Source organism: Lysobacter zhanggongensis (assembly GCF_046638635.1).
Lineage (GTDB): Bacteria > Pseudomonadota > Gammaproteobacteria > Xanthomonadales > Xanthomonadaceae > Novilysobacter > Novilysobacter luteus.
Genome location: NZ_JBJXHK010000114.1, coordinates 1 through 5,412, shown reverse-complemented (window position 1 = coordinate 5,412; position 5,412 = coordinate 1). Strand labels below are relative to the sequence as shown.

The following is a 5,412-nucleotide window of genomic DNA, read 5'->3' as shown; positions in this document are numbered from 1 at the left end:
CGGCCGCGCTGTTCGCGTTCGGCCACGGCATCGCGCTGGCCGCGCTCGGGCCCCTGGCGGTCCGGTGGTCGGCGCGGCTGGCGTTGATGGGGCTGCTGCTTGGCACCCTGTTGTTCTCGGGCAGCCTGGTCGCGGCCCACCTGTTCGACGCGCCGACGGTGTTCGCGCCGCTCGGCGGTGGCCTCATGATCTTCGCGTGGCTGGGCTGGGCGGCCGACCGGCTGGGCCACTGACGATGCGCCACGCCCGCGGGTTCGACACCGATGCCGCCCACGCGCATTTGACCCGCCGCGACCGCAAGCTCGCCCGCTGGATGCGCGAGCTGGGGCCGATCGCGCCGGATCCACGCTGGCGCAAGACGTTCGATCCGGTCGACGCGCTGGCACGGGCGATCCTGTTTCAGCAGCTCAGCGGCAAGGCCGCATCGACCATCGTGGGGCGCGTGGAGGCGGCGATCGGCAGCGAGCGCCTGCACTACGACACGCTCGGCCGGTGCGATGACGCGACCCTGCGCGGCTGCGGCGTGTCGGGCAACAAGTTGCTGGCGCTGCGGGACCTGTCCGCTCGCGAGGAGCGCGGCGAGATCCCGTCGCTGCGGCGGATGGCGACGATGGACAACGACGCGATCATCGACGCGCTGGTGCCGGTTCGCGGCATCGGCCGCTGGACGGTGGAGATGATGCTGATGTTCCGGCTGGGGCGGCCGGACGTGCTGCCGGTCGACGACCTGGGCATCCGCAAGGGCGCGCAGATGGTCGACCGCCTGGAGGCGATGCCGACGCCGAAACAGCTTGCCGAACGCGGCGAGCGATGGGGGCCGTACCGCAGCTATGCCAGCTTCTATCTGTGGCGGATCGCCGACAGTGCGGCGGGGGCCAAGGCGCCGACCAAGCGCTCGCAGGAGTGAGGCGGGGCCTCAGTCGGCCATTGCGTCGACCGGCGCCCAGCGCCAGTGCCAGGGTTCGTAGACGATGCCGTGCGGGTTGTCGCGCGGGTAGCTCATCGTGAAGCCATAGCCGCTGGCGTTGTCAGTCAGCCAGGCGAATGCGGGGGTTGATTCGAAGGTCTCCTCGGCCGGCGGCTCCCCCGGGGTGCCGACGTCGAGCGCGAAGCCGGCGTGGTGCTCGCTGTAGCCGGGCGCGGCGTTCACCGCGAGGATGTCAGCGATCCCGAGCCCGCGCGCGCGCTTTCGCTCGAATATCCCCAGCTGGTAATCGTGGCTGCGATAGCCGGAGATCGCCTCCAGCACCACACCGTCGCGACCGGCCGCCGCCTGCAGGTGGCGCCAGGCGCGTGCAGCGTCGGTGTGCAGCCACAGTGGTCGGCGGAACCGGTCGAACCCCGCCAGCGCCAGCCATTCCGGTTCGGCGACAAGCGCCAGGCCGGTACGCTCACCGTAGCTGTCGTCCAGTCCAAGCGCTTCGAGCCGTTCGTGGAGACGGTCCAGCGGCAGTTCGCCGACGCGTTCGATGCCGGGCCGGCGGTGGCCCGGGTGCCATTCGAGTGCGTCCAGCGCGGCGTCGATCCCCGGTTCGCGCGCCAGCCGCGGGACCAGTGGCAGCAACCCTTCGGGCAGGTCGGCTGCGAGGTAGCGGCCGTCGCGCTTGCGCCGCAGCACGTGCCGGGCGCGTGCCAGGGCACGGGCATCGTGGTTGCTGCGGGCGCGCAAGAGCCCGTGCGGCCAGAGCTCGATCTCGGCGGTGTTGACCAGGATGTCGGGTTGGCCACGCATGGGCGCAGGTTAGCGCCCGGGCTTCGGGGCGGCCAGTTCGCGCAGGCGGTCCAGCAGCGCCTGCGGACGCACCGGTTCCAGCAACAGGTCGTACCCCAGCCGTGTCGGCAGCCACAGCGCGCGCCTGCCGCCGACGGTCGCGACCAGCGCCTTGTTGCCGTTCCGCAGGCGGAACCAGCCGCTCTTGAAGCCCGGCAGGCCGGTGCCGTTGGTCTTGAGCGCGGGCCGCAGCTCGGTGCGTTCGTCCAGGTCCGCGACCCGGGCCTGGTCGATGCGCAGGTCGCCCAGCGCGATGCGGCGCCGGTAGAAGGAAGTCGTGACTTCGAGCGCGCTCGCGTCGAGTGCAATGCGGTGGCGTCGCAGGCCCCAGTCCAGCGCGACCGCAAGGGCGACGCAGAACGCTGCCGTGCCCGGCACGACCCACGCTGGCGTGCGGTCCACCGCTCCCGGGTCGGCGATGCCGAGGGTCGGCAGGATCACCAGCGACAGCAGCGGCAGCCCGAGCACCAGCGCGGCCAGCATCACGCGCGACTGGGTCGATACGGGGCGCAATTGGATTGCGCGGTCGGTCGCGGGGCCCGCCGTCATTCGGTCGCGTCCGTGGACAGGATCCACTCGGCGACATCGTCGATCAGTCCGGCGTCGACGTGTCCGGGCCGGTCGTATTCGGCCAGCGTGCCCGCGCCCTGGCCGGCGATCCCGAGGTGGTTGAGCGCGGGGTAGTGCTTGAACGACGTGTCCGGGCGGTCGGCCAGCGCGCGGCGCCACCGCTGCCAGTCGGCATCGACGACCTGGAAGTCGCGGCCGCCCTGCAGCAGCAGGATCGGGATGTCGATGGCGAGGGCGTCGGCGACGGGGTCGATGGCGTCCAGGCCCCGCCAGTACGCGACCGGCAGGCCCAGCGGCGTGTCCCTGGCGTCCATCGTCGCGCCGCTGCGGATGCGCGCGATCGAGGCGTCCAGGCTGTCGAGGAATTGCTGTTCGGCGGGGACGATCTCCCCGTCGGCGGCGAACAGGTAGCGGTTCTGCTCGGGCAGCAGGTCCAATAACGGCCGCGCGGGGGCGGCGAGCATGACCAGCCCGGCCATGTTGCCCGATGCTTCGGCGATGCGCGGTGCCAGCATTCCGCCCTGGCTGTGGCCCAGTACGAACACCCGGTCGCGGTCGACGCCATCGACCTCGCGGAGGGCGGCTACCGCGGCGACCGCATCGTCGGTGGTTTCGTCGTCGACGTCGTAGTCACCGCCGGCGAAATCCTGCGGACGTGCCTGGGTGCGCTTGTCATAGCGCAGCACCGCGATGCCGCGTGCGGCCAATGCGCGGGCAATGTCCAGGAAGGGCCGGTTGGCACCGACCGTCTCGTTGCGGTCCTGCGGACCCGATCCGTGCACCAGCNTCGACGTCGTAGTCACCGCCGGCGAAATCCTGCGGACGTGCCTGGGTGCGCTTGTCATAGCGCAGCACCGCGATGCCGCGTGCGGCCAATGCGCGGGCAATGTCCAGGAAGGGCCGGTTGGCACCGACCGTCTCGTTGCGGTCCTGCGGACCCGATCCGTGCACCAGCACCACCCCCGGCACCGGCGCGCTCGCGTGCTTGGGGATCGCCAGGGTGCCGCCGAGCGCGCGGCCGGCGTCGCCGACGCTGAACCCGCGCTCCTCGAACGGGGCGTCCGGCGCTGGTGCCTCGGCTGGCGCGGGCGGGGCCGGCTTGATCATCAGCCCGGCGACGCGCCCGTCGCCATCGACCACCACCTGCGCAACCAGTTCGGCTTTCTCGTGGTGCAACGGCACGAGGACGATCCGCATGTCCTCCTGCTCGACCACGCGTGGGGTCCCGCGCCCGGTGGCAGCGCCGGCCTGTCGCGGGAGCGACTCCCAGATCGCCCGCAGCTGCGCGGCCGGGACGGCCTCGGCCATCTGCGCGGTGAAGCCTGCCTCGACCGCCTCGTACTCGCCGGCATCGAGGCGGTCGAGCAGGGTGATCGCAATGGCGACGGGATCCACCTGCGCGGCGGCAGGGGCGGGAGGGGCGGCCTGCACGGGAGCGACCATCGCGGTCGATGCCAGCAACACCGAGCCCAACGCGGCGTGGAGCAGTCGACGGGGCATCTCAGAGCTCCTTCTTGAGCACGAGCCGGACGTGGTCGAACGGCGTCAGTTGCGCGGTCGAGACCAGTTCCCAGCCGAGCCTGCCGAGCCGGTCGAGCTCCTCGCGGATCCGCTCCGACATCGGCGGGCCCATCATGTTCGGGGTCAGTTCCACCACTTCGTAGGTCCATTGCTTGTTCATGGCGTGTCTTCCGGGTCTTCGTGACGGGGGGTGTGCGGCAATCGGCCGGCCTTGCGCAGCGCATCGCGCAGGACGTACTCGATCTGGGCATTGAGGCTGCGCAGCTCATCGTCGGCCCAGCGCTGCGCCGCGGCGAGCACGTCGACATTGATGCGCAGCGCGTAGCCCTTCTTTTCGGACATCTAGTACAGGCTGCCCGCGTTGACCACCGGCTGGGTGCCGCGGTCGGCGCACAGCACCACCAACAGGTTGCTGACCATCGCCGCCTTGCGCTCCTCGTCGAGCCGCACGACGTCGTTCTTCTGCAGTTCCTCAAGCGCCATCTCGACCATCCCGACCGCACCGGCGACGATCCGCGTGCGCGCGGCGATGACCGCGTTGGCCTGCTGGCGCTGCAGCATCGCGTGGGCGATCTCGGGGGCGTAGGCCAGGTGGCTGATGCGCGCCTCGAGCACGTCGACGCCGGCCGTGTTCAGGCGCTCGTCCAGTTGCTCCTTCAGGTGCAAGGAGATCTCGTTGGGGTGGCTGCGCAGCGAGACCTGGCCGTCCTCGTGCTGGTCGTAGGGGTAGCTGGTGGCCATGCTGCGCAGCGCGGCCTCGGACTGGATGTGGACGAAGCTTTCGTAGTCGTCGACGTTGAAGACCGCCTCGGCCGAGTCGACCACCTTCCAGACGATCACCGCGGCGATCTCGATCGGGCTGCCCTCCAGCTCGTTGACCTTGAGCTTGCCGCTTTCGAAGTTGCGCACCCGCAGCGAGACCTTGCGCTTGGTGAAGAACGGGTTGTTCCAGCGCAGGCCGTTGTCGTGGACCGTGCCGATGTACTTGCCGAACAGGCTGAGCACGGCGGACTGGTTGGGTTCGACCATGTACAGGCCGACCAGACAGAAGATCGACAGCGCTCCGATGACGATGCCACCGATGATCGATGCGGGGTGCTGGCCACCCACGCCGGTGATGAGCAGCCCGGCGGCCACCAGGATCGCGACGATCAGGCCCAGCAGCATCGGGATGCCGGGCAGCGAGCGGACGGGGTTCTCTTTCATGGCGCGGACTCTCGATGAGGTTGAGAGCAGTTGATATCAAATTGATATCACGCGCAAGTGCCGGTCAGGGGTCGATCCGATAGAGCGGGGCGGGGATGAACTCGCCGGTGGCATACAGGCTGCGCCCGTCCGGGGACCAGCCCAGCGCCTCGGCCTGTGGCAGCCAGGGCAGCTCGCTGGTACGCGGCGTGCCGGCGACGGCGTCGGCCCAGTTGCCGTTGGCGGGGCGCGGATACAGCAGCAGGTAGCGGTAGGTCATCACCGCCAGCGTGTTGCGGTCCGGCGATACCGCGGCGGCGGTGACCTGGCCGTCGAGCCGTGCGCGGCGGGGCGAGGCCGCCGCG

The 5,412-nt window shown here is 70.6% G+C and carries 9 protein-coding genes and 1 pseudogene; 2 read left to right on the top strand and 8 right to left on the bottom strand.

Annotated elements, in window-relative coordinates; translation table 11 throughout:
- Window positions 1-233 (top strand): annotated as a pseudogene (locus ACKVMH_RS12520) (DUF423 domain-containing protein); the annotation flags it as partial.
- A gap of 2 nt (window positions 234-235) precedes the next feature.
- Entirely contained in the window at window positions 236-907 is a 672-nt protein-coding gene (locus ACKVMH_RS12515; protein WP_215218424.1) for a DNA-3-methyladenine glycosylase family protein, read from the top strand.
- Window positions 908-916: 9 nt separating this feature from the next.
- On the opposite strand, the gene ACKVMH_RS12510 is transcribed toward ACKVMH_RS12515, so the two are convergent.
- From ACKVMH_RS12510 to ACKVMH_RS12475, 8 genes are all read right to left on the bottom strand, one after another.
- A complete protein-coding gene (locus ACKVMH_RS12510) occupies window positions 917-1,732 on the bottom strand; it encodes a M15 family metallopeptidase (protein WP_412700545.1) in 816 nt (271 codons plus the stop codon).
- Between the two features lie 9 nt (window positions 1,733-1,741).
- The gene (locus ACKVMH_RS12505; RefSeq protein ID WP_412700544.1) at window positions 1,742-2,284 is read right to left on the bottom strand and encodes a PH domain-containing protein; all 543 of its coding nucleotides are present in this window, start codon (window positions 2,282-2,284) and stop codon (window positions 1,742-1,744) included.
- Between the two features lie 32 nt (window positions 2,285-2,316).
- Window positions 2,317-3,123, bottom strand: a complete 807-nt coding sequence (locus ACKVMH_RS12500; RefSeq protein WP_412700543.1) for an alpha/beta hydrolase family protein — start codon at window positions 3,121-3,123, stop codon at window positions 2,317-2,319.
- Window positions 3,014-3,784, bottom strand: coding sequence for an alpha/beta hydrolase (locus tag ACKVMH_RS12495; RefSeq protein WP_459167116.1), 771 nt, complete (start codon window positions 3,782-3,784; stop codon window positions 3,014-3,016). The genes ACKVMH_RS12500 and ACKVMH_RS12495 overlap by 110 nt, the downstream gene beginning before the upstream one ends.
- 58 nt (window positions 3,785-3,842) lie before the next feature.
- Window positions 3,843-4,022 carry a DUF4177 domain-containing protein gene (locus tag ACKVMH_RS12490; protein WP_215218421.1) on the bottom strand — a complete coding sequence of 60 codons (180 nt, stop codon included), beginning with the start codon at window positions 4,020-4,022 and terminating at the stop codon, window positions 3,843-3,845.
- Entirely contained in the window at window positions 4,019-4,204 is a 186-nt protein-coding gene (locus ACKVMH_RS12485; RefSeq protein ID WP_412700541.1) for a type II toxin-antitoxin system antitoxin, read from the bottom strand. Before ACKVMH_RS12485 ends, ACKVMH_RS12490 begins: the two co-directional genes overlap by 4 nt.
- Window positions 4,205-5,068 (bottom strand): SPFH domain-containing protein, encoded by an 864-nt coding sequence (locus ACKVMH_RS12480; protein ID WP_412700540.1) that lies wholly within the window; start codon window positions 5,066-5,068, stop codon window positions 4,205-4,207.
- 64 nt (window positions 5,069-5,132) lie between these two features.
- A partial coding sequence (locus ACKVMH_RS12475; RefSeq protein ID WP_412700539.1) for a hypothetical protein occupies window positions 5,133-5,412 on the bottom strand: 280 nt, incomplete at its 5' end.